We start from the raw sequence: 21,999 nt of genomic DNA, 5'->3' as shown, positions 1-21,999 counted from the left end.
AGGGCGTGATTCTACCTGCATTAGACGTTTAGAGCGCGTGCATGATGTTGCAGATGGTCATCAATGAAACTGGCGATGAAGAAGTAGCTGTGGTCGTAACCCGGTTGCAGGCGCAACTCCAGGGGATGACCCGCAGCCTTCGCCGCCTGTTGCAAGGCTTCAGGCTTGAGCTGGTTGGCCAGGAAATCATCACGATCGCCCTGGTCCACCAGCAACGGTAGCTTCTCGTCAGCCTCGGCAATCAGCGCACAGGCATCCCATTCACGCCATTTCGAGCGGTCTTCCCCCAGGTAACGGGAGAAGGCTTTCTGACCCCATGGGCAATCCATCGGATTGTTGATCGGCGAAAAGGCCGAAACCGAACGGTAACGTCCCGGGTTGCGCAAGGCGCAGACCAGCGCGCCATGGCCGCCCATGGAGTGACCACTGATGCTGCGCTTGTCCGATGCCGGAAAATGCGCTTCGACCAACGCCGGCATTTCCTGCACCACGTAGTCATACATCCGATAGTGCCGCGCCCAGGGTTCCTGGGTGGCGTTCAGGTAGAATCCAGCGCCCAGGCCGAAGTCCCAGGCGCCGTCCGGATCACCCGGCACGTCGGCGCCCCGTGGGCTGGTGTCCGGCGCGACGATGATCAGCCCCAACTCGGCGGCCATGCGCTGGGCACCGGCCTTCTGCATGAAGTTCTCGTCGGTGCAGGTCAGCCCGGACAACCAATACAGCACCGGCAACTTGCCGCCCTGCTCGGCTTGCGGTGGCAGGTACACGGCAAACACCATGTCACAGCCAAGCACTTCGGAGCGGTGCCGGTAACGCTTGTGCCAGCCGCCGAAGCTTTTCTGGCAGGAGATATTTTCGAGGTTCATAACTTCACCTCAGCTCCAAGCTCCAAGCTGCAAGCCGCAAGAAAAAGCACCGCGCTTCACTTGCAGCTTGTAGCCTTTAGCTTGCAGCTGCTCTTAAAAATGAATGACGGTACGGATGCTCTTGCCTTCATGCATCAGGTCGAATGCCTTGTTGATATCTTCAAGACCCATGGTGTGGGTGATGAAGGTATCCAGCGGGATCTCGCCCTTCTCGGCCATTTCCACGTAGCTGGGCAACTCGCTGCGACCGCGTACGCCGCCAAACGCCGAACCGCGCCAGACGCGGCCCGTCACCAGTTGGAACGGACGGGTAGCGATTTCCTGGCCGGCACCGGCCACGCCGATGATCACCGACTCGCCCCAGCCCTTGTGGCAGCACTCCAGTGCCGCACGCATCAACTGGACGTTGCCGATGCACTCGAAGGAAAAGTCCACGCCGCCGTCGGTCATGTCGACAATGACTTCCTGGATCGGACGGTCGAAGTCCTTCGGGTTGACGCAATCGGTGGCGCCCAACTGCTTGGCAATCTCGAACTTGGCCGGATTGATGTCGATGGCGATGATGCGCGCGGCCTTGGCTTTCACGGCGCCGATCACTGCCGACAGGCCGATACCGCCCAGGCCGAAGATGGCCACGGTGTCACCCGGTTTGACCTTGGCGGTGTTGATCACCGCGCCGATACCGGTGGTGACGCCGCAACCCAGCAGGCAGACCTTTTCCAAGGGTGCTTCTTTCGGGATTTTCGCAACGGAGATTTCCGGCAACACGGTGTACTCGGAGAACGTCGAGGTCCCCATGTAGTGGAAAATGGTTTCGCCCTTGTAGGAAAAGCGCGAAGTGCCATCTGGCATCAGGCCTTTGCCCTGCGTGGCGCGAATGGCCTGGCAGAGGTTGGTCTTGCCCGACTTGCAGAATTTGCACTGGCCGCATTCCGGCGTGTACAGCGGGATCACGTGGTCGCCGACCGCGACCGACGTCACGCCCTCGCCGATGGCTTCGACGATCGCACCGCCTTCGTGGCCGAGGATCGACGGGAAAATGCCTTCCGGGTCGGCGCCCGACAGGGTGTATGCGTCGGTATGGCAAACACCGGAAGCCACCACACGCAACAGCACTTCACCCGCCTTGGGCATGGCGACGTCGACTTCAACGATTTCCAGGGGTTTCTTGGCCTCGAAGGCAACGGCAGCGCGCGACTTGATCATCCGGTCTCTCCATCAAATAAAAACAAGACCGGGAGTGTAATCCGCCTCAGGACGATGAATAATCCAATCAAAAGCAAAACATTATTGCCATACAGGGATAATCCATGTCCGATAACCGCTGGGAAGGAATCGACGAATTCGTCGCCGTGGCCGAGTGCAGCCAATTCACCGCCGCTGCCGAACGCCTCGGGGTTTCGTCCTCGCATATCAGTCGACAGATCGTACGGCTTGAAGAACGGCTACAGACCCGATTGCTCTATCGCAGCACCCGTCGGGTGACCCTGACCGAGGCCGGGCAAACCTTTCTGCAGCATTGCCAACGGTTGCAGGATGGTCGCGAGGAAGCACTCCGGGCAGTGGGCGACCTCACCAGCGAACCCAAGGGCATGTTGCGAATGACCTGTGCGGTGGCCTATGGCGAGCGGTTCATCGTGCCGCTGGTGACACGGTTCATGGGGCTTTACCCGCAATTGCGGGTAGACATCGAACTGAGCAACCGGCCCCTTGACCTGGTCCACGAAGGGCTGGACCTGGCGATTCGCCTCGGTCGCCTGCAGGACTCTCGTCTGATTGCCACGCGCCTCGCACCACGTCGCATGTACCTGTGCGCCTCGCCGTCTTACCTGGAACGGTATGGCCGGCCCCATAGCTTGTCGGAATTGAGCCGCCATAACTGCCTGATCGGCAGTTCCGACCTCTGGCAACTGGAACAGAACGGGCGGGAATTTTCCCAGCGCGTACAGGGAAACTGGCGCTGCAACAGCGGCCAAGCGGTGCTGGAGGCGGCCTTGCAAGGGGTCGGGTTGTGCCAGTTGCCGGATTACTACGTGCTGGAGCATCTGCACAGCGGCGCGTTGATCTCGCTGCTGGAGGCGCATCAGCCACCGAACACGGCGGTGTGGGCGTTGTATCCACAGCAACGGCATCTGTCGCCGAAGGTGCGCAAGCTGGTGGATTACTTGAAGGAAGGGCTGGCTGAGCGACCGGAGTACCGGGGATGAAGCCAGTGTTTCAGGGCCTGGGCAATAGCTATCGCGAGCAGGCTCGCTCCCACAGTGGATCTTAAATCGACACATATTCTGTGTACGACAGAAACCCTTGTGGGAGCGAGCCTGCTCGCGATGGCGATTTCACTCAGTGGCGATAAGCCCAACGCTGGCGCAACCACTCCAGGTCTTCGGGACGGGTGACCTTGATGTTGTCCGAGCGCCCCTCGATCAACCGAGGTGCCTGCCCCGCCCACTCCATGGCCGAAGCTTCATCGGTAATCACGGCATCCGCCACCAAACTGTCGGCCAACGCCCGATGCAAGGCACCAAGGCGAAACATCTGCGGTGTATAGGCTTGCCAAATTACGCTGCGATCAACGGTTTCCACTACACGGCCATGCTTGTCGACGCGTTTGAGGGTATCGCGCGCCGGGACGGCCAACAGGCCACCGACCGGGTCGTTCGCCAGCTCGCCGAGCAGGGTGTCCAGATCGTCCCGGGACAGGTTGGGCCGGGCAGCATCATGTACCAGCACCCAATCGTGATCGTCGGCGCCCTGGGCATGCAGGTGCAGCAAGGCATTGAGCACCGAATCCGAACGCTGCGCGCCACCGTCCACCCGCTGGATGCGAGCGTCGTCGGCACAAGCCAGGGTCGGCCAGTAAGGATCATCGTGTGCAACGCAGACCACCACGCCCTTGACGGTCGGATGATCGAGGAAACAGCCGAGGCTGTGTTCGAGAATTGTGCGCCCGCCCAGTTGCAGGTATTGCTTGGGACGGTCCGCGGCCATACGGGCTCCGACGCCCGCGGCAGGAATCACGGCCCAGAAGGCCGGCAATCGGATACTCATTGGGCCAACTGGTAGAGGGTTTCGCCCTCCTTGACCATGCCCAACTCATGACGAGCCCGCTCTTCAACGGTCTCCATGCCTTTTTTCAGCTCCATCACTTCGGCGTCCATCACCCGATTACGCTCCAGCAATGCCTCGTTCTCGGCATGCTGGTCGGCAATCTGCTGAGTCAGGTCGGCCACTTGCGCCAGGCTGCCATTACCCACCCACAGGCGGTACTGCAGGCCGGCCAGCAACAGGAGCAAGACAAGAAACAACCAATTGGGACTGCGCATCGAATATCAGGTATCCAGTGAAAAAAGACCGCCATGCCAAACTTTGAAACGTCTGATAGCACGAAGCCTGGAAGAACCAGGCTTGTGCTTCATAAGGCATCAGATTAGAAGCAAAACCGCCGCTATAGCGACTTTTGCGACCTAACCCGCTGTCTTTTTACCATTTACCGCTTAACCGCGAAACTCGGCACGACCGTTGTACTTGGCCTTGCCGTTCAACTGCTCTTCGATACGCAGCAGTTGGTTGTACTTGGAAACGCGGTCCGAACGGCACAGCGAACCGGTCTTGATCTGCCCTGCCGCGGTGCCCACGGCCAGGTCGGCGATGGTCGAATCCTCGGTTTCACCGGAACGGTGGGAGATCACCGCGGTGTAGCCGGCGGCCTTGGCCATCTGGATGGCTTCCAGGGTTTCGGTCAGGGTGCCGATCTGGTTGAACTTGATCAGGATCGAGTTGGCGATCTTCTTGTCGATGCCTTCTTTCAGGATCTTGGTGTTGGTCACGAACAGATCGTCGCCCACCAGCTGGGTTTTCTCGCCGATCTTGTCGGTGAGGATTTTCCAGCCGGCCCAGTCGGACTCGTCCAGGCCGTCTTCGATGGAGATGATCGGGTAGCGCTCGGTCAAGCCCTTGAGATAGTCGGCAAAACCTTCGGCAGTGAACACCTGGCCTTCGCCGGACAGGTTGTACTTGCCGTCTTCGAAGAACTCACTGGCGGCGCAGTCCAGGGCCAGGGTCACGTCGGTGCCCAGCTTGTAGCCGGCGTTGGCCACAGCTTCGGAGATGACTTTCAGCGCGTCTTCGTTGGACGCCAGGTTCGGTGCGAAACCGCCTTCGTCGCCAACGGCGGTGCTCAGGCCACGAGCCTTCAGCACGGCCTTGAGGTGATGGAAAATCTCGGTGCCCATGCGCAGGCCTTCGGAGAAGGACTTGGCGCCAACCGGCTGGACCATGAATTCCTGGATGTCGACGTTGTTGTCGGCATGCTCGCCGCCGTTGATGATGTTCATCATCGGAACCGGCATCGAGTAAATGCCCGGCGTACCGTTGAGGTTAGCGATATGGGCGTACAGCGGCAGGTCCTGGTCCTGGGCGGCAGCCTTGGCGGCGGCCAGGGAGACGGCGAGGATCGCGTTGGCGCCCAGAGTGGCTTTGTTCTCGGTGCCGTCGAGCTTGATCATGGCCAGGTCGAGGGCTTTCTGGTCGGCAGGATCTTTGCCCAGCAACAGGTCACGGATCGGACCGTTGATGTTGGCAACGGCCTTCAGTACGCCCTTGCCCAGGTAACGGCTCTTGTCGCCATCACGCAGCTCCAGCGCTTCGCGCGAGCCAGTGGAAGCACCGGACGGCGCGCAGGCGCTGCCGATGATGCCGTTGTCGAGAAGCACGTCCGCTTCAACAGTGGGGTTGCCACGGGAGTCGAGAACTTCACGACCTTTGATGTCGACGATTTTTGCCATTGTTGTAAACACTCCAAAGTTGACGAAACGCTGTGGGAGCACGACTTGCCGGCGATGGGGGCCTCAAGGGCGCCATCGCTGGCAAGCCATGCTCCCACAAGAGCAGTGCGGCCAGCGGGCCAGAGCGATAATCGAGCGGTACTTTACCGGAGAAAACCGCGTTACGCGGTTTCTACCGTCGGAAAACTCTTGACCAGCTCGTCCAACGCCTTGAGCTGAGACAGGAACGGCTCCAGCTTGTTCAGGCGCAAGGCGCAGGGGCCGTCGCACTTGGCGTTATCCGGGTCAGGGTGGGCCTCGAGGAACAGGCCCGCCAGGGACTGGCTCATGCCGGCCTTGGCCAGGTCGGTCACCTGGGCGCGACGGCCACCGGCGGAGTCGGAACGGCCGCCAGGCATCTGCAGCGCGTGGGTCACGTCGAAGAACACCGGGTATTCGAACTGCTTCATGATGCCGAAGCCGAGCATGTCCACTACCAGGTTGTTGTAGCCGAAGCTCGAACCGCGCTCGCAGAGGATCAACTGATCGTTCCCGGCCTCTTCGCACTTGCTCAGGATGTGTTTCATTTCCTGGGGCGCGAGGAACTGGGCTTTCTTGATGTTGATCACCGCACCGGTCTTGGCCATCGCGACCACGAGGTCGGTCTGGCGCGACAGGAAGGCCGGCAACTGGATGATGTCGCAGACCTCGGCGACGACCGCGGCCTGGTCAGGCTCATGGACGTCGGTGATGATCGGCACGCCGAAGGCTTGCTTGATGTCCTGGAAGATCCGCATGCCTTCTTCCAGGCCCGGGCCCCGGTAAGAGGTCACGGACGACCGGTTGGCCTTGTCGAAGCTGGCCTTGAAGACGTAAGGGATACCCAGTTTCTGGGTAACCTTGACGTACTCCTCGCAGACCTGCATCGCCATGTCGCGGCTTTCCAGCACGTTCATGCCGCCGAACAGCACCATGGGCTTGTCGTTGGCAATTTCGATGTCGCCAACGCGAATGATCTTCTGGGCCATCGTCTTATGCCTTTTTCTGGTGTTGAGCCAAAGCGGCCTTCACGAAACCGCTGAACAGCGGATGACCGTCCCGTGGCGTCGAGGTGAACTCGGGGTGGAACTGGCAAGCCACGAACCATGGATGATCCGGGGACTCGACCACTTCGACCAGCGCGCCATCGCCGGAGCGACCGGAGATTTTCAGGCCGGCTTCGATCAGTTGCGGCAGCAGCTTGTTGTTCACTTCATAACGATGGCGGTGACGCTCGACGATCACATCCTTGGCGTAGCAATCGTGCACCAGGGAGCCGGCTTCGAGCAGGCATTCCTGGGCGCCGAGGCGCATGGTGCCGCCCAGGTCGGAGGTTTCGGTCCGCACTTCCACGGCACCGGTGGCGTCTTCCCACTCGGTGATCAGGCCCACGACCGGGTGACCGCTGGCGCGATCGAACTCGGTGGAGTTGGCGTCCTTCCAGCCCATCACGTTACGGGCGAACTCGATGACCGCCACTTGCATGCCCAGGCAGATACCCAGGTACGGCACCTTGTTTTCGCGAGCGTACTGGACAGCAGTGATCTTGCCTTCCACGCCCCGCAGGCCGAAGCCGCCCGGGACGAGGATCGCATCGGCGCCTTCGAGCAGTCCGGTGCCCTGGTTCTCGATGTCTTCGGAGTCGATGTAGCGCAGGTTGACCTTGGTGCGGTTGCTGATACCGGCATGACTCATCGCTTCGATCAGCGACTTGTAGGCGTCCAGCAGTTCCATGTACTTGCCGACCATGGCGATGGTGACTTCGTGCTCAGGGTTGAGCTTGGCATCGACCACAGCGTCCCATTCGGACAGGTCGGCGCCGGCGCATTGCAGGCCGAAACGCTCGACGACGAAATCGTCCAGGCCCTGGGAGTGCAGGATGCCCGGGATCTTGTAGATGGTGTCGGCGTCTTCGAGGCCGATGACCGCGCGCTCTTCAACGTTGGTGAACTGGGCGATCTTGCGACGCGAGGAAATATCGATCGGGTGATCGGAGCGGCAGATCAGCACGTCCGGCTGCAGGCCGATAGAGCGCAGCTCCTTGACCGAGTGCTGGGTTGGCTTGGTCTTGGTTTCGCCGGCAGTGGCGATGTACGGCACCAGCGTCAGGTGCATCAGCATCGCGCGCTTGGCGCCGATTTCGAAACGCAACTGGCGGATGGCTTCGAGGAACGGCTGGGACTCGATGTCGCCCACGGTACCGCCGATTTCGACCATCGCCACATCGGCGTCGCCGGCACCCTTGATGATGCGGCGCTTGATCTCGTCGGTGATGTGGGGGATGACCTGGATGGTCGCGCCCAGGTAATCACCACGACGCTCCTTGCGCAGCACGTGCTCGTAGACGCGGCCGGTGGTGAAGTTGTTGTTCTGGGTCATGGTCGTGCGGATGAACCGCTCGTAGTGGCCCAGGTCCAGGTCGGTCTCGGCGCCGTCGTGGGTGACGAACACTTCGCCGTGCTGGAACGGGCTCATGGTGCCCGGGTCGACGTTGATGTACGGGTCCAGCTTGAGCATGGTGACCTTAAGTCCCCGCGCCTCCAGGATGGCCGCCAATGAAGCCGAGGCAATGCCTTTCCCCAATGAAGAAACAACACCGCCCGTGACGAATATGTAGCGCGTCATGAAAAACCCTAGAAGTCTGCGTTAAAGCGGTCCGAGCCGCCGGGGAAAGCGAAGGAAGGCCGAAGCCCCCGATCACCTGCATTAATCACAGTGCACCTTTCAAAAAAACCGCCGCGTTGGGACAGACCGGAAGAAAAATCACCGGTACGTTGCTCGCTACACATTTTTTGGAATCGCCCAGCAAAGACTGCTTGGTAATCGGCAACTCCTGCAATTCAGGCGAATCCACAGAAGTTGTATCAAGAAGGGAGCGTAGTCTACCGGAAAGCCCCTTTCAGCTCAAACCCAGATCTTGCTCCAATGGCTGCCAACGCAATTGCCAGGTGCCATCAGCGTCCCCGTCGAGCCCCGGCAGGTTGGCCACCGCCAGTAATTGCCCGTCCCGATACAACAGTGGCAATCGGCCGCGAACGAACGCCGGCAAGCCACTTTCATTGAGCAAACGCTTGAGATCCCGATGACCACGACCGGGCAACGCCATCACCTCGCCGCCCTGACGATAGCGCACGCAAAGCCGACCGTCGGGGATTTTGCCACTGAGGGTCACCCGGCCATTGCCCGGCAGTCTCAGGGGATCAGTGGCCCGGGGCCATTCGACACGGCCCGAGACCGGTTGCAGCCAATGGTCGGATAACCACCAGACCCGCCTGCCGGCCCGGTGCAGCTCACCGCCGGCCAGACGCCAGATCGGCCGGGCATCGTCCCCGGCGTCACGCAATGAATCCCAACCGGCCCAGTGGTCGCTGTCGGGCAGCGTCGTCAGGGCCGCCAGCCAGTGGCTGATTGCATTGCGCTGGCGAGCGGCTGACAAGGCCTGCAAAGGTGCCAGCGCCAGGGATGGCAGTCCGAGCCAGTCAAACACGCCTGGGAACCTTGCATCGGCCAGATCGATCCGCGCCAGGTCATCCAGCAAACCCTGGGCTTCTGTCATGTGCGCAGCGCCACGGGCCAGGGTCGACGCAGCCTGGGGCCACTGTTCGGTCAGCAGCGGAAACACCCGCTGGCGCAGGTAGTTGCGCGAGTACCGATGATCGTTGTTGGACGGGTCTTCGATCCAGCTCAAGCCCTGCTGTTTCCCATAGGCTTCCAGCTCCCCGCGGGACACATCGAGCAACGGGCGCAGCAAACATCCCTGTCCGAGTGGACGCTGCCTCGGCATCCCTGACAGGCCCCGCACGCCCGCCCCCCGCAGCAAGCGAAACAGCAGGGTTTCAGCCTGGTCGTCGCGGTGCTGGGCGGTGAGTAGTACGTCGTTGCCCTGGAACGCCGCGGCGAAGGCAGCGTAGCGCGCCTCCCGGGCAGCCCGCTCAAGACTGGCGCCGGGGCGGACCTGGACCTCAACCACCTGCAACGGCACCCCCAGCGCCTCACACACCCGGCGACAATGCTCCGGCCAGGCATCGGCCGCAACCTGGAGGCCGTGGTGGACGTGGATAGCGCTGAGGGGTGGCAGTGTATGTGTGCTCGAGAGCGATGCGAGCAGGTGCAGCAGGACGCTGGAGTCGAGACCACCGGAGAAGGCGATGCGCCAGGCGTTAGCGTTGCGCCAGGGGGACAGTTGGGTGAGGAGCCGGGTGGGGAGATCCGCGCGGGTGTTCATAGGAATCAGCCTTGGCACAAACAACTGTGGGAGCGAGCCTGCTCGCGATAACGGTGTATCAATCAACTCATTTGTTGAATGTTAAACCGCTTTCGCGAGCAGGCTCGCTCCCACAGGGGTATAGCGTTCGAATCAGAGACCGTAGCTCATCAACCGCTCGTAGCGACGGGCCAGCAGCGCGTCGTTGTCGAACTTCTTCAGCATCGACAATTGCGAACTCAGCTCTGCGCGAATCAGCGCGGCAGCCGCCGCCGGGTCACGGTGAGCGCCGCCCACTGGCTCGTTGATCACTTTATCCACGATGCCCAGGCCTTTGAGACGCTCGGCGGTGATGCCCATGGCTTCCGCGGCGTCCGGCGCCTTCTCGGCGGTCTTCCACAGGATCGAGGCGCAGCCTTCCGGCGAGATTACTGCGTAAGTGGAGTATTGCAGCATGTTCAACTGGTCGCAGACGCCGATGGCCAAAGCACCGCCGGAACCACCTTCACCGATCACAGTGGCGATGATCGGGGTTTTCAACCGGGCCATGACCCGCAGGTTCCAGGCAATCGCTTCACTCTGGTTGCGCTCTTCGGCGTCGATGCCCGGGTAGGCGCCCGGGGTGTCGATGAAGGTCAGGATCGGCATCTTGAAGCGCTCGGCCATCTCCATCAGGCGGCAGGCCTTGCGATAGCCTTCCGGACGCGGCATGCCGAAGTTGCGACGGACTTTCTCGCGTACTTCGCGGCCCTTCTGGTGACCGATGACCATCACCGGCTGGTCGTCCAGGCGGGCGACACCGCCGACGATCGCGGCGTCGTCGGAGAAGTGACGGTCACCGTGCAACTCGTCGAACTCGGTGAAGATGTGATCGATGTAGTCCAGGGTGTAAGGACGACGCGGATGACGCGCCAGGCGCGCGATCTGCCAGCTGGTCAGCTTGCCGAAGATGTCTTCGGTCAGCGTGCGGCTCTTGTCCTGCAGACGAGAGATCTCATCGCCGATATTCAGCGAATTGTCATTACCGACCAAGCGCAACTCTTCGATCTTGGCTTGCAGGTCGGCGATCGGCTGTTCGAAATCTAGAAAATTCGGGTTCATAGGCGTCCGTCTTGGGTCGACGTCCAAGAGAGCTTGGGCCGGCCGGTTGTCTATTCGCGCCCTACCTTAAGGGAGAGGCGCGTTCAGGTCGAGATTAAAAATTCGGGTCGCGGTCAGGGACACTCCAAGTCCAGGAGTGGCCCCCGGCCGTCAACGGTATTGGAGGAAGACGTTGTCTTTGCCGAACTGGTCACGCAAGGCTTGAATCAACGCATCCGCCGGATCGATCCGCCAGCCCTCGCCGAACTGCAGCACGGCCTTGGCATCGGGGCGCACGTACTCCATGGTGATCGGGCAGGCACCGCGATGGCGCTTGAACAACTCGCCCAGCCAGCGTAGCTGGTCGCCCTTGAGATCCTGGGTCTGCAATTTCAGACGCAGGCTCTCGGCCAGGTTGGTCCGGGCATCCTCCATGCTCATCACCCGCTTGACCCGCAGCCGCAGACCACCGGAGAAATCATCGTTGCTGACCTCGCCTTCCACCACCACCATCGCGTCGGTCTGCAACAGCGACTGCGCCGAGTGGAACGCATCGGCAAACAACGATGCCTCGATACGCCCGGAACGGTCGTCGAGGGTGATGAACCCCATCTTGTCGCCTTTTTTGTTCTTCATCACCCGCAGGGCGATGATCATCCCCGCGACCGTTTGCGTATCGCGAGCCGGCTTCAGGTCGATGATGCGCTGACGGGCGAAGCGGCGGATTTCGCCTTCGTACTCATCGATCGGGTGGCCGGTGAGGTACAGCCCCAGGGTGTCCTTCTCGCCTTTGAGGCGCTCCTTGAGGGTCAGCTCCTTGGCCTTGCGATGGTTGCCGTAGACGTCGGCATCTTCCTCGACGAACAGGCCACCAAACAGATCGGCGTGGCCGCTGTCATGGGTGCGAGCGGTCTGTTCGGCGGCCTTGATCGCTTCTTCCATGGCTGCCAGCAACACCGCGCGGTTGCGGTCGATGTTGGCCTGATAGGCCTTGGGCTCGTCATGGAAGTAGGGACCTAGCCGGTCCAGCGCGCCGCTGCGGATCAAGCCGTCGAGGGTGCGCTTGTTGATACGCTTGAGGTCGACCCGGGCACAGAAATCGAACAGGTCCTTGAACGGCCCATCCTGGCGTGCCTCGGTGATGGCCTCCACGGGGCCCTCGCCCACGCCCTTGATCGCGCCCAGGCCATAGATGATGCGGCCCTCGTCGTTCACCGTGAACTTGAACTCCGAAGCGTTCACGTCCGGCGCGTCGAGGCGCAGCTTCATGGTCCGCACTTCTTCGATCAGGGTCACGACCTTGTCGGTGTTGTGCATATCCGCCGACAGTACGGCGGCCATGAACGGCGCCGGATAATGCGCCTTCAGCCACGCGGTCTGGTACGACACCAGGCCATAGGCGGCAGAGTGGGATTTGTTGAAGCCGTAGCCGGCGAATTTTTCCACCAGGTCGAAAATGTTACCGGCCAGGTCCGCATCGATGCCGTTGTTCGCACAGCCCTCGATGAAGCCGCCGCGCTGCTTGGCCATCTCCTCGGGTTTCTTCTTACCCATCGCCCGACGCAACATGTCCGCGCCGCCAAGGGTGTAGCCGGCCATGACCTGGGCAATCTGCATCACCTGTTCCTGATACAGGATGATGCCGTAGGTCGGCGCCAGTACCGGCTTGAGGCCGTCGTACTGGTAATCCGGGTGCGGGTACGCCAGCTCGGCGCGACCGTGCTTACGGTTGATGAAGTCGTCCACCATGCCCGATTGCAGCGGGCCCGGACGGAACAGGGCCACCAGTGCGATCAAGTCTTCCAGGCAGTCGGGCTTGAGCTTCTTGATCAGCTCCTTCATGCCGCGGGATTCAAGCTGGAACACCGCCGTGGTTTCGGCTTTTTGCAGCAGGCTGTAGGTCGGTTTGTCGTCCAATGGAATGAACGCGATGTCCAGTGGCTCTTCACCGACCTTGGCCCGGTCGCGGTTGATGGTTTTCAGCGCCCAGTCGATGATGGTCAGGGTACGCAGGCCGAGGAAGTCGAACTTCACCAGGCCCGCCGCCTCGACGTCATCCTTGTCGAACTGGGTCACCAGGCCGTCGCCTTCCTCGTCGCAATAGATCGGCGAGAAGTCGGTCAGCTTGGTCGGCGCGATTACCACGCCACCGGCGTGCTTGCCGACGTTACGCACCACGCCTTCGAGTTTGCGGGCCATCTCCCAGATTTCCGCCGCCTCTTCATCGACCTTGATGAAATCCCGCAGGATTTCTTCCTGCTCGTAGGCTTTTTCCAGGGTCATGCCGACTTCGAACGGAATCATCTTCGACAGACGATCCGCCAGGCCATAGGACTTGCCCTGCACCCGGGCCACGTCACGCACCACCGCCTTCGCGGCCATGGAACCGAAGGTGATGATCTGGCTCACCGCGTTGCGGCCGTATTTCTCGGCCACGTAATCGATCACCCGGTCACGACCGTCCATGCAGAAGTCGACGTCGAAGTCGGGCATGGAAACCCGTTCCGGGTTGAGGAAACGTTCGAACAGCAGGTCATATTCCAGCGGGTCGAGGTCGGTGATCTTCTGCACGTAGGCCACCAGCGACCCGGCACCCGATCCACGCCCCGGCCCTACCGGCACGCCGTTGCTCTTGGCCCACTGGATAAAGTCCATCACGATCAGGAAGTAACCGGGGAAGCCCATCTGGATGATGATATCCAGTTCGAAATTCAACCGGTCGACATAGACCTGGCGCTTGGCTTCGTAATCCTCGGTGGTGTCCTTGGGCAGCAGGACGCTCAGGCGCTCTTCGAGACCGTCGAACGACACCTTGCGGAAATACTCGTCGATGGTCATGCCATCGGGAATCGGGAAGTTGGGCAGGAAGTGCTTGCCCAGCTTCACTTCGATGTTGCAGCGCTTGGCGATCTCGACGGTGTTTTCCAGCGCCTCGGGCAGATCGCTGAACAACTCGGCCATTTCCTCGGCGCTTTTGAGGTATTGCTGGTCGCTGTAGTTCTTGGGCCGGCGCGGATCATCGAGGGCTCGGCCCTCACCGATGCAGACGCGGGTCTCGTGGGCTTCGAAGTCTTCCTGCTTGATGAAGCGCACGTCGTTGGTCGCCACCAGCGGCGCCCCGATCTTGTCGGCCAGCGCCACAGCAGCGTGCAAGTGTTCCTCGTCGTTGGGACGGTTGGTGCGCTGCACTTCGATGTAGAAGCGATCCGGGAACACCGCCATCCACTCCCGAGCCAGCGTCTCGGCTTCCTCGGCATTGCCGCTGAGCAGGGCCAGGCCGATTTCACCTTCCTTGGCCGCCGACAGCATGATCAGGCCTTCGCTGGCCTCGGCCACCCACTCGCGCTCGATGATGATCGAGCCGTTGCGCTGGCCATCGATGAAGCCACGGGAGATCAACTCGGTCAGGTTGCGGTAACCCACGGCGTTCATGACCAGCAGGCTGATACGGCTCAACGGTGCGTCCGGATCCTTGCTGGACAGCCACAGGTCGGCACCGCAGATCGGCTTGATCCCGCCGCCCATGGCGGTCTTGTAGAACTTGACCAGCGAACACATGTTGTTCTGGTCGGTGACCGCCACGGCAGGCATATTCATGCCCACCAGGGTCTTGACCAGTGGTTTGATCCGCACCAGACCGTCGACCAGGGAGTACTCAGTGTGCAGGCGTAGATGAACGAATGAAGCCGGCATAGTGATCCTGCGTTAAGTCATGAAAACAACAAGGCCCGGATTGTACCGGGCCTTGGGTATGAGTGGCGAATGCCCGTCAGTCGAAATACCGACCTTGTGGGAGCGAGCCTGCTCGCGAAGGCTGTGTATCAGGCCACATCAATGTTAGCCGCGCCGCCCTCTTCGCGAGCGAGCTCGCTTGCGCAGGGGATTGCACTTGGCTGAAGGGGACCCGCTGTTACCAAACCTTCACGCGCCTCATAAGCCAACCGCACCGGCGCGAACGAGCGCCGGTGGATCGGCGTTGGCCCCAGGCGCGTCAAGGCTTCCAGATGCACAGGCGTCGGGTAACCCTTGTGGCCACCGATGCCATAGCCTGGGTAAATCAGTTCAAAGGCGCTCATTTCCCGGTCACGGCTGACCTTGGCCAGGATCGATGCCGCCGCAATAGCTGGCACCTTCGCGTCCCCCTGGATCACCGCCTCGGCGCGCATCGACAGTTTCGGGCAACGATTGCCATCAATCATCGCCAGTTTCGGCGTGATGTGCAGGCCTTGCACCGCTCGCTGCATGGCGAGCATGGTGGCGTGCAGGATATTCAGCTCATCGATTTCTTCGACCTCGGCCCGGGCGATGCACCAGCTCAGGGCTTTCTCGCAGATTTCGTCGTAGAGCTTCTCGCGACGGGCCTCGGTGAGCTTCTTGGAATCGTTGAGACCCAGGATCGGCCGGTTCGGGTCGAGAATCACCGCCGCCGTCACCACCGCGCCGCACAATGGGCCACGCCCTACTTCATCGACGCCCGCCACCAGCTCTTCGACTTCGGCGACCAGGTTGAAGTCCAGGCCCATCTGTTGCTTCGAATGCTTCATGGTTTGGCACCGATCAAGGTCAGTACCGCGTCTGCGGCCTGGTTGGAGGCGTCGCGACGCAACGTGCGGTGGATCTCGTCAAAGCCGCGGGTCTGTTCCTGGCCGCCGTCGATCAACGGCGCCAGCGTATTGGCCAATGCATCGGCCGTTGCATCGTCCTGCAGCAACTCGGGCACCAGCAAACGCTGGGCCAGCAGGTTCGGCAGGGAGATGTAAGGACTCTTGACCATGCGCTTGAGGATCCAGAACGTCAGCGGTGCCAGACGATAGGCAACCACCATCGGGCGCTTGTACAGCAACGCCTCAAGAGTAGCAGTGCCGGATGCAATCAACACCGCGTCGCAAGCAGCCAACGCCTGGTGGGAGCGGCCGTCGAGCAGCGTGACCGGCAAATCGCGGCCGGCCAGCAGCGCTTCGAGCTGCTCACGCCGCTGCGCACTGGCACACGGCAAGACAAAACGCACGTCGGGACGCATCGCCCGAAGGCGCTCGGCGGCGTCGAAAAACAAACCACCCAGGCGACTTACCTCGCCGCCCCGGCTGCCAGGCATCAACGCCACCAGCGGCCCGTCGGACAAGCCCAACGCCTGGCGGGCATCCTTGCGGTCGGCTTCCAGGGGAATGGTATCGGCCAGGGTATGTCCGACAAACCGCACCGGCACACCCTTCTCCTCATAGAACCTCGCTTCGAACGGCAGCAGCGTCAGCATCAGGTCGCAACCTTCGCGAATCTTCAGCACACGCTTCTGCCGCCAGGCCCAGACCGAGGGACTGACGTAGTGCACGGTCTTGATCCCGGCCTGACGCAACTTGAGTTCGATGTTGAGGGTGAAATCCGGCGCATCGATGCCGATGAACACATCCGGTTTTTCGTCAATCAGGGTCGCAATCAATTTCTTGCGCCGAGCCAGCAGCTCTCGCAGCCGACCGAGCACTTCCACCAGCCCCATCACCGACAGGCGCTCCATCGGGAAATAGGACGTCAACCCTTCGGCCTGCATCAATGGTCCGCCGACACCGATGAACTCGACCGCCGGGTGCTGAGCCTTGAGCGCTCGCATCAGGCCCGCACCCAGGATATCGCCGGAAGCCTCGCCAGCCACCAGCGCAACACGCAAATTACCCATGGTCAGCGAGTGATGCCGCGGGTCGAAGACTGGATGGAATCGCGGAACACCGCGACTTCCGGGAACTGGGTCGATGCCTCTGTCAACTCGACGAGCGCCTGCTCGATGGTCAACCCCTGGCGATACACGACCTTATAGGCGCGACGTAATGCACTGATCGCATCTTCGCTGAAGCCACGACGACGCATGCCTTCGAAGTTCATGCTGCGGGCTTCGGCCGGATTGCCGAACACCGTGACATAAGCCGGGACGTCCTTGCCGATGGCGGTGCCCATGCCGGAAAAGCTATGGGCGCCGATATGGCAGTACTGGTGAACCAGGGTGAAGCCGGACAGGATCGCCCAATCGTCCACGTGGACATGGCCGGCCAGCGCGGTATTGTTCACCAGGATGCAATGGTTGCCGATGACGCTGTCGTGGCCAATGTGGGCGTAGGCCATGATCAGGTTGTGGTCGCCCAGGGTCGTTTCGGAACGATCCTGAACGGTGCCACGGTGAATCGTCACGCCCTCGCGGATCACGTTGTGATCGCCGATGACCAGGCGGGTTTCTTCACCTTTGTATTTGAGATCGGGCGTGTCCTCGCCTACCGTAGAAAACTGGTAGATGCGATTGTGCCGGCCGATCCGGGTCGGTCCCTTGAGCACTACGTGCGGGCCGATCACCGTACCCTCGCCGATTTCCACACCTGCGCCGATAATCGACCAAGGGCCGACCTCGACATCGGCGGCCAGGACGGCCGTCGGATCGATGATTGCGCGAGGGTCAATCAAACTCATAGTTTGCGTTCCGCGCAAATGATTTCAGCGGAGCAGACAGGCTTGCCGTCGACCGAAGCCTGGCATTCGAACTTCCAGATCTGGCGCTTGCAACTGATGAACGTGGCTTCGAGGATCAGCTGATCGCCCGGGGTCACCGGCTGGCGGAAACGCAACTTGTCGGACCCGACGAAGTAGTAGAGCGTGCCGTCCGCGGGCTTCACGTCCATGATCTTGAAACCAAGGATTCCGGCAGCCTGAGCCATGGCCTCGATGATCAGCACGCCCGGCATGATGGGATGCGCAGGGAAGTGACCATTGAAGAACGGCTCATTGATGCTGACATTCTTGTAGGCGCGAATGCGCTTGCCCTCAACATCCAGCTCCACTACCCGATCCACGAGCAGGAACGGGTAACGGTGAGGCAGGTATTCGCGAATCTCGTTGATGTCCATCATTTCGGGGGGAAGCCTATGTAAAGATTGGGAGGTGCGCGGTAGACGCGCGCTCCGCTAGCAAATCAAGGAAGCCTGGCGGCCGTGCACACTTGATATGGAAATGGTATCAGCCATCTGATGAAGCATTACCGCCAGGGGTCACGTCCCCTACACGCTTTTCCACCTGTTTCAGGCGGCGCGCGATGTCATCGAGCTGACGGATACGGGCCGCGCTCTTGCGCCATTCGGCCGCCGGCTGCATCGCCGTACCGGAGGAATAGGCACCGGGCTCGGTAATCGAGTGGGTCACCATGGTCATCCCGGTCAGGAAAACGTTGTCGCAGATATCGATATGCCCCACCAGCCCCACGCCACCGGCGAGCATGCAGTGCTTGCCGATCTTGGTGCTGCCGGAGATACCCACGCAGGCCGCCATGGCGGTGTGGTCACCGACCTGGACGTTGTGAGCGATCTGGATCTGGTTGTCCAGCTTCACACCATTGCCGATGACGGTGTCAGCCAGCGCGCCGCGGTCGATGGCGGTATTGACGCCGATCTCCACGTCATCGCCGACAGTGACGCCACCGATCTGGGCAATCTTCTGCCAGATGCCCTTCTCGTTGGCGAAACCGAATCCTTCACCGCCCAGCACCGCACCGGACTGGATCACCACCCGCTTGCCGATGCGCACATCGTGATACAGGGTAACCCGGGGAGCCAGCCAGCCACCTTCGCCGATCTCGCTACGGGCACCGACGAAACAATGGGCACCCAGCGTGACACCGGCACCGATCCGCGCCGCACTCTCGACGACCACGAAAGGACCGATGCTGGCCGTCGGGTCGACCACCGCATCCGCCGCAATCACCGCACTGGGATGAATGCCGGCAGCCGATTTGGGCTTGGGATCGAACAGATGGGAAATCCGCGCGTACGCCAGGTACGGATCGGGTACGATCAGCGCGTCACCGGCAAAACCTTCGGCATCGGCAGCCTTGAGCAACAGCGCCGCGGCCCGGCTATCGGCCAGGTATTTGCGATATTGAGGATTTGCCAGGAAGCTCAACTGAGCTGGGCCAGCCTCTTGCAAAGTGGCTAGCCCAGTAATTGCCTTCTCCGGGTCGCCACGCAGGGTGGCTCCGAGGAACTCGGCCAACTGGCCGAGTTTGATAGTCGCTGTCATGGATTACTTCAGCTGATTCATGCGCTCGATGACCTGGCGCGTGATGTCGTACTGAGGTTTGACATCGATCACTGCGCCACGCTCGAACACCAGGTCAAAACCACCTTTCTTGATGACTTCTTCCACAGCGCTGTCGAGTTTCGGCTTGAGCTGCTTGAGCATTTCACGGTCGGCAACGGCTTTCGCTTCGTTCAGTTCCTTGGACTGGAACTGGAAGTCACGAGCCTTTTGCTTGAATTCAAGCTCCAGACGCTCACGCTCGCCCTGGGCCATCTTGTCGCCACCGGCGACCAGGCGATCCTGGATCCCTTTGGCACTGCTTTCCAGGCTCTTGAGCTTGGTCAGTTGCGGGCCGAATTTTTTCTCCGCATCCACGGCGTATTTCTTCGCCGCGTCGGATTCCAGCAAGGCCATCTGATAGTTCAGAACGGCGATCTTCATGTCGGCAAAAGCCGGACCAGCGACCAGCACGGTCGCCAGGAGAACCAATTGAGTCAACTTACGCACGATGTACTCCTACAAAATCCATTGTCGTTATCTTGGGTCAGACGCTTAGAACGTCTGGCCGAGGGAGAATTGGAACACTTGGGTTTCAGCGTCATCCGGTTTCTTGATCGGCATCGCCAGCGCGAAGCTCAAAGGACCGAGCGCGGTAACCCAGGTCACGCCTACACCAACGGAACTGGCCATGTTGCTGAGGCTGATGTCGTTGCACTGAGTGTTGGACTTGGTGCCGTTAGTGTTGGTGGTGTCGCTGCACTTGGAGTCGAAGACGTTACCCACATCCCAGAATACCGAGGTCCGCAGCGAGCGCTGATCCTTGACGAACGGCATCGGGAACAGAACTTCAAGACCACCCTGGATGAGTACGTTGCCACCAAACGGCAGTGGGTCCTGATCCGGGTCGGCTACGGTACCCGGGTTGGTGCCCTTGCTCGGGGTGCTGCGTGGGCCCAGGGTACTGTCCTTGAAACCACGTACCGAGTTGAAACCACCTGCGTAATAGTTCTCGTAGAACGGCAAGCCATCGGTCGACCCGTAGCCATCACCATAGCCCAGTTCGGTATGCAGGCGCATGGTGTAGGTGTCGGTCAACGGCTGGAACAGCTGGCCGCGATAGTCGAGCTTGAAGAACGACAGGTCACTGCCAGGCGTGGTGGTTTCCAGAACCAGGCTCTGGGAATGACCACGTGTCGCCAGCACGCCCTTGTTCAGCGTCGATTCGGACCAGCCGGCAGACGCTTTGAAGTTCAGGTAGCTGTCGCCTTCCTTGTTAACGAAATCGAAGATCTCGTCGACGGTGTATTTACCGGTGTTGATCTTGTCCTGCTGGGCAGTCAGGCCGAACGTCAGGCGCGAGGTCTCGCTGATCGGATAACCGATGTTGGCGCCGACACCATAGCTGTCCACCGCATAGCTGGAGATATCGGAGTCGAGCTGGTCATAGTCGGTGGTGCGATAGAAGGCGTTGTAGCCCAGGCTCACACCGTCGGCAGTCCAGTAGGGGTCCACGAAACCGAAATTGTAACGGGTCTGGTATTCACTGCGGGTCAGGCCGATGCTGACCTTGTTACCGGTACCCAGGAAGTTGTTCTGGGTAATCGAGCCACCGAGGATCAGGCCGGCGCTCTGGGCAAAACCGACACTGGCGGTGATCGAGCCGGAAGCCTGCTCTTCGACGCTGTAGTTCACATCGACCTGGTCGTCGACGCCCGGCACCGCGGGAGTCTCAACGTTGACCTCCTTGAAGAAGCCCAGGCGCTCCAGACGGGTCTTGGACTGGTCGATCAGGTAGGTCGAAGCCCAGCCACCTTCCATCTGGCGCATTTCACGACGCAGCACCTCGTCCTCGGACTTGGTGTTGCCACGGAAGTTGATGCGATTGACGTAGGCACGCTTGCCCGGGTCCACGGCGAAGGTGATGTCGACGGTGTGGTCTTCATCATGTGGTTGCGGCACGCCGTTGACGTTGGCAAAGGTATAGCCTTCGTTACCCAGGCGGCGGGTGATCAGTTCGGACGTGGTGGTCATCAGCTTGCGCGAGAACACCTGGCCTTTCTGTACCAGCAGCAGCGACTTGACCTGGTCTTCAGGCACCTTCAGGTCACCGCTGAGCTTGACGTCGCGAACCGTGTACTTCTCGCCTTCGTTGACGTTGACGGTGATGTAGACGTGCTTCTTGTCCGGGGTAATGGACACCTGGGTCGAAGCGATGTCCATGTTGATGTAGCCACGGTCCAGGTAGTAGGAACGCAGGCGCTCCAGGTCACCGGAGAGTTTTTCACGGGCGTACTTGTCATCGTTCTTGAAGAACGACAGCCAGTTGGTGGTCTTGAGTTCGAACAGGTCGATCAGGTCTTCGTCGGGGAAAACCGTGTTGCCCACCACGTTGATGTGCTGGATGGCTGCCACGGTGCCTTCGTTGATGTTGACTTTCAGGCCCACACGGTTACGTGGCTGCGGCACCACTTCGGTGTCGACGGTGGCCGAATAGCGACCCTGGGCGACGTACTGGCGCTGCAGCTCGTTACGCACACCTTCGAGGGTCGCGCGCTGGAAGATCTCGCCTTCGGCCAGGCCGGACTGCTTGAGGCCTTTCATCAGGTCTTCGGTGGAGATCGCCTTGTTGCCTTCGATCTCGATGCTGGCGACTGACGGCCGCTCGACGACCGTAATGACCAGGACGTTACCGTCACGGCCCAGCTGGATATCCTGAAAGAAACCGGTCTTGAACAGCGCACGAGTGGACTCCACCAGGCGCCGATCATCCGCCTGCTCGCCGACGTTCAACGGCAAGGCACCAAAGACGCTACCCGCGGAAACCCGCTGGAGGCCGTTGACACGAATATCAGAGATAGTGAAGGACTCGGCGTGAACTTCGGCGATCATCAACACGGTAAACACCGCGGTTAGCAGCAGACGTTTCATGAAGTCCTTTCTTATTCCAACTGGCAATAAACAAACTGCCGCAAAATGCGGCAGATTCGCAATTCAGCGA

The 21,999-nt window shown here is 60.8% G+C and carries 17 protein-coding genes and 1 pseudogene; 1 reads left to right on the top strand and 17 read right to left on the bottom strand.

Translation table 11 applies throughout. The annotated features are described in order from the left end of the window. Positions 1-20: 20 nt before the first annotated feature. Complete coding sequence (gene fghA / locus ACODTO_RS20290) at positions 21-866, bottom strand: S-formylglutathione hydrolase (protein ID WP_489106966.1); 846 nt, start codon at positions 864-866, stop codon at positions 21-23. A gap of 93 nt (positions 867-959) precedes the next feature. Continuing rightward, positions 960-2,072, bottom strand: a complete 1,113-nt coding sequence (locus tag ACODTO_RS20285) for an S-(hydroxymethyl)glutathione dehydrogenase/class III alcohol dehydrogenase (protein ID WP_053182417.1) — start codon at positions 2,070-2,072, stop codon at positions 960-962. Positions 2,073-2,176: 104 nt separating this feature from the next. On the opposite strand from ACODTO_RS20285, the gene ACODTO_RS20280 reads away from it, so the two are divergent. Beyond that, positions 2,177-3,073, top strand: a complete 897-nt coding sequence (locus ACODTO_RS20280) for a LysR substrate-binding domain-containing protein (RefSeq protein ID WP_047701994.1) — start codon at positions 2,177-2,179, stop codon at positions 3,071-3,073. A gap of 133 nt (positions 3,074-3,206) precedes the next feature. On the opposite strand, the gene ispD is transcribed toward ACODTO_RS20280, so the two are convergent. The 15 genes and pseudogenes from ispD to bamA form a co-directional block, all read right to left on the bottom strand. Further along, positions 3,207-3,914 carry a 2-C-methyl-D-erythritol 4-phosphate cytidylyltransferase gene (gene ispD / locus ACODTO_RS20275; protein WP_175385098.1) on the bottom strand — a complete coding sequence of 236 codons (708 nt, stop codon included), beginning with the start codon at positions 3,912-3,914 and terminating at the stop codon, positions 3,207-3,209. Beyond that, positions 3,911-4,189, bottom strand: a complete 279-nt coding sequence (ftsB, locus tag ACODTO_RS20270) for a cell division protein FtsB (protein ID WP_024779031.1) — start codon at positions 4,187-4,189, stop codon at positions 3,911-3,913. The genes ispD and ftsB overlap by 4 nt, the downstream gene beginning before the upstream one ends. A 171-nt stretch (positions 4,190-4,360) precedes the next feature. Continuing rightward, entirely contained in the window at positions 4,361-5,650 is a 1,290-nt protein-coding gene (eno, locus tag ACODTO_RS20265; RefSeq protein ID WP_139647377.1) for a phosphopyruvate hydratase, read from the bottom strand. 161 nt (positions 5,651-5,811) lie between these two features. Then, positions 5,812-6,657 (bottom strand): 3-deoxy-8-phosphooctulonate synthase, encoded by an 846-nt coding sequence (kdsA, locus tag ACODTO_RS20260; RefSeq protein WP_139647375.1) that lies wholly within the window; start codon positions 6,655-6,657, stop codon positions 5,812-5,814. Between the two features lie 4 nt (positions 6,658-6,661). After that, positions 6,662-8,293, bottom strand: coding sequence for a CTP synthase (gene pyrG, locus ACODTO_RS20255; protein ID WP_024779028.1), 1,632 nt, complete (start codon positions 8,291-8,293; stop codon positions 6,662-6,664). A gap of 274 nt (positions 8,294-8,567) precedes the next feature. After that, the gene (tilS, locus tag ACODTO_RS20250) at positions 8,568-9,893 is read right to left on the bottom strand and encodes a tRNA lysidine(34) synthetase TilS (RefSeq protein WP_139647374.1); all 1,326 of its coding nucleotides are present in this window, start codon (positions 9,891-9,893) and stop codon (positions 8,568-8,570) included. A 132-nt stretch (positions 9,894-10,025) separates the two neighbouring features. Next, on the bottom strand, positions 10,026-10,973 hold the full coding sequence (locus ACODTO_RS20245) for an acetyl-CoA carboxylase carboxyltransferase subunit alpha (protein ID WP_024779026.1): 948 nt from the start codon (positions 10,971-10,973) through the stop codon (positions 10,026-10,028). Between the two features lie 150 nt (positions 10,974-11,123). Then, on the bottom strand, positions 11,124-14,645 hold the full coding sequence (gene dnaE / locus ACODTO_RS20240; RefSeq protein WP_175361615.1) for a DNA polymerase III subunit alpha: 3,522 nt from the start codon (positions 14,643-14,645) through the stop codon (positions 11,124-11,126). A 248-nt stretch (positions 14,646-14,893) separates the two neighbouring features. Then, a pseudogene (gene rnhB / locus ACODTO_RS20235) lies at positions 14,894-15,496 on the bottom strand (ribonuclease HII); the annotation flags it as partial. After that, positions 15,493-16,623, bottom strand: a complete 1,131-nt coding sequence (gene lpxB / locus ACODTO_RS20230; RefSeq protein WP_175361616.1) for a lipid-A-disaccharide synthase — start codon at positions 16,621-16,623, stop codon at positions 15,493-15,495. The pseudogene rnhB and the gene lpxB, both read right to left, overlap by 4 nt. 2 nt (positions 16,624-16,625) lie before the next feature. After that, positions 16,626-17,402 carry an acyl-ACP--UDP-N-acetylglucosamine O-acyltransferase gene (gene lpxA / locus ACODTO_RS20225; protein WP_139647367.1) on the bottom strand — a complete coding sequence of 259 codons (777 nt, stop codon included), beginning with the start codon at positions 17,400-17,402 and terminating at the stop codon, positions 16,626-16,628. After that, positions 17,399-17,839, bottom strand: coding sequence for a 3-hydroxyacyl-ACP dehydratase FabZ (gene fabZ / locus ACODTO_RS20220; protein ID WP_139647365.1), 441 nt, complete (start codon positions 17,837-17,839; stop codon positions 17,399-17,401). Before fabZ ends, lpxA begins: the two co-directional genes overlap by 4 nt. A gap of 106 nt (positions 17,840-17,945) precedes the next feature. Next, a complete protein-coding gene (gene lpxD, locus ACODTO_RS20215) occupies positions 17,946-19,001 on the bottom strand; it encodes a UDP-3-O-(3-hydroxymyristoyl)glucosamine N-acyltransferase (protein ID WP_489106965.1) in 1,056 nt (351 codons plus the stop codon). Positions 19,002-19,004: 3 nt separating this feature from the next. Beyond that, positions 19,005-19,508, bottom strand: coding sequence for an OmpH/Skp family outer membrane protein (locus ACODTO_RS20210; RefSeq protein WP_024779019.1), 504 nt, complete (start codon positions 19,506-19,508; stop codon positions 19,005-19,007). Between the two features lie 45 nt (positions 19,509-19,553). Continuing rightward, positions 19,554-21,929, bottom strand: a complete 2,376-nt coding sequence (gene bamA / locus ACODTO_RS20205) for an outer membrane protein assembly factor BamA (RefSeq protein ID WP_175385101.1) — start codon at positions 21,927-21,929, stop codon at positions 19,554-19,556. Positions 21,930-21,999: the final 70 nt, after the last annotated feature.

Source organism: Pseudomonas sp. FG13 (assembly GCF_057809755.1).
The sequence above is the reverse complement of the archived record's forward strand: the minus strand, read 5'-3'. Positions and strand labels throughout refer to the sequence as shown.

What these genes read in the sequence shown, in the direction of transcription:
- fghA (WP_489106966.1), bottom strand. Translation starts at nt 866, where the DNA reads ATGAACCTCGAAAATATCTCCTGCCAGAAAAGCTTCGGCGGCTGGCAC.
- ACODTO_RS20285 (WP_053182417.1), bottom strand. Translation starts at nt 2,072, where the DNA reads ATGATCAAGTCGCGCGCTGCCGTTGCCTTCGAGGCCAAGAAACCCCTG.
- ACODTO_RS20280 (WP_047701994.1), top strand. Translation starts at nt 2,177, where the DNA reads ATGTCCGATAACCGCTGGGAAGGAATCGACGAATTCGTCGCCGTGGCC.
- ispD (WP_175385098.1), bottom strand. Translation starts at nt 3,914, where the DNA reads ATGAGTATCCGATTGCCGGCCTTCTGGGCCGTGATTCCTGCCGCGGGC.
- ftsB (WP_024779031.1), bottom strand. Translation starts at nt 4,189, where the DNA reads ATGCGCAGTCCCAATTGGTTGTTTCTTGTCTTGCTCCTGTTGCTGGCC.
- eno (WP_139647377.1), bottom strand. Translation starts at nt 5,650, where the DNA reads ATGGCAAAAATCGTCGACATCAAAGGTCGTGAAGTTCTCGACTCCCGT.
- kdsA (WP_139647375.1), bottom strand. Translation starts at nt 6,657, where the DNA reads ATGGCCCAGAAGATCATTCGCGTTGGCGACATCGAAATTGCCAACGAC.
- pyrG (WP_024779028.1), bottom strand. Translation starts at nt 8,293, where the DNA reads ATGACGCGCTACATATTCGTCACGGGCGGTGTTGTTTCTTCATTGGGG.
- tilS (WP_139647374.1), bottom strand. Translation starts at nt 9,893, where the DNA reads ATGAACACCCGCGCGGATCTCCCCACCCGGCTCCTCACCCAACTGTCC.
- ACODTO_RS20245 (WP_024779026.1), bottom strand. Translation starts at nt 10,973, where the DNA reads ATGAACCCGAATTTTCTAGATTTCGAACAGCCGATCGCCGACCTGCAA.
- dnaE (WP_175361615.1), bottom strand. Translation starts at nt 14,645, where the DNA reads ATGCCGGCTTCATTCGTTCATCTACGCCTGCACACTGAGTACTCCCTG.
- lpxB (WP_175361616.1), bottom strand. Translation starts at nt 16,623, where the DNA reads ATGGGTAATTTGCGTGTTGCGCTGGTGGCTGGCGAGGCTTCCGGCGAT.
- lpxA (WP_139647367.1), bottom strand. Translation starts at nt 17,402, where the DNA reads ATGAGTTTGATTGACCCTCGCGCAATCATCGATCCGACGGCCGTCCTG.
- fabZ (WP_139647365.1), bottom strand. Translation starts at nt 17,839, where the DNA reads ATGATGGACATCAACGAGATTCGCGAATACCTGCCTCACCGTTACCCG.
- lpxD (WP_489106965.1), bottom strand. Translation starts at nt 19,001, where the DNA reads ATGACAGCGACTATCAAACTCGGCCAGTTGGCCGAGTTCCTCGGAGCC.
- bamA (WP_175385101.1), bottom strand. Translation starts at nt 21,929, where the DNA reads ATGAAACGTCTGCTGCTAACCGCGGTGTTTACCGTGTTGATGATCGCC.